Consider the following 1228-nt stretch of genomic DNA (forward strand, 5'->3'; position numbering starts at 1 on the left):
GGTCATTTCGATGGTTTGGTGCAGTGGGTGTTTCATCAGGCCGTTGAGCCCGTAGAAGCGGGTGACGCTGTGGTGCACGGCGTGGAACCGCCACAGGATCCCGATCTTGTGGCTGGCGTAGTGGGCCAGGGTGATCCCGAGATCGGCGACCAGAACCGCGAGCGACACCTGCACCAGGAACGGCCAGCCGTGCGGCCAGATCCCGTTTCCGGGGATGAGCGCGGCCAAGGCGGGGATGGCGGCGACGCTGGCGAGGATGAGGGTTTCGTTGACGAAGGTGTGGACGGTGTCGCGGCCGGTGTCGCCATGGGAGGTGTTCCAGGAGTCTTGATACGGCAGGAGTCGTTCGGCGGTGAACGACACCGCGACCGCGACGGCGAGCAGGACGATCAGCCAAGTTTTGTTGGCGCCGGTGGCGGCCAGGGCGATGCCGGCGCCGTTGACGGCGAGCAGCATGAAAGGTGCGTAGCCGTAGCGGATGAGTGGTCGGGCGAGCGTGGACATGGATTCAGCCTCGCGTCCGCGCAGTGGTGTGGGCTTGAAGAAATCAGCCGACTCTTTCCCTGCCGGTGGCGGCTCATCGATCTGGCGGGTGGCCCGGGTGTCGCACCAAAGTATGGCTACACCCTGGCTACAGTCTCAAGTAACACTTCATTCTTTGGGGTGGCTGTGGCTGGTGTGATCGGTGGTGCTGGTTCAGTCGATGATCCGGACCCGTCATCGCGGTTTCTACCGAAGTAGGAGTACTGGTGCCGAACTACGCCCGCAAACGAACCTATGTACTTCCCCTGGTCGCGGTCGCTGTGGTCGCGGCGCCGGTCGCGGCCGGTTTCCTCGCTGGTGACGGACAGTTCCGGTTCTCCAACGACAGTGAAGCCGATGTGCTCCGGCCTACTGGGACGACCCAGGTCGGGTTGGCGGGGGCGCCGAGGGTGGTGTTGCCGTTGCGCGAGCTGGCCGGCATGCCGTTGCCAGACCTGAAGGTCGCGGATCTGCGGCTGGTGCCCGGCGCCCCGCCGCTGCCGGAGGGTTCCCGGGTCGGGCCGATCGGGTTGGTTACCGCTGCGGGGGCGCCGCGCGCGTTGCGCGCCGCGCCGGGGGGGGGGGGCGGGGCGGGGGGGGGGGGGGGGGCGCCCCCCCGCCCCGGGGGTTGGGGCGCCCGCCCCCCGGGGGGCCCTTGGGGGCCGGGCCGGGCCGATGCCGGGGAGATCGCGGACCTGCCGGACGG

At 68.8% G+C, this 1228-nt stretch carries 1 protein-coding gene and 1 pseudogene; one reads left to right on the forward strand and one right to left on the reverse strand.

Going from position 1 to position 1228, the window contains the following annotated elements:
• The coding region (locus QH276_RS00020; RefSeq protein WP_432278775.1) for a sterol desaturase family protein at positions 1-504 on the reverse strand (504 nt) is incomplete at its 3' end.
• A gap of 245 nt (positions 505-749) precedes the next feature.
• On the opposite strand from QH276_RS00020, the pseudogene QH276_RS00025 reads away from it, so the two are divergent.
• Positions 750-1228: pseudogene (locus QH276_RS00025) on the forward strand (hypothetical protein); the annotation flags it as partial.

Origin of the sequence: Nocardia carnea, from assembly GCF_029869215.1 — a bacterium.
Taxonomy (GTDB): Bacteria; Actinomycetota; Actinomycetes; order Mycobacteriales; family Mycobacteriaceae; genus Nocardia; species Nocardia carnea_B.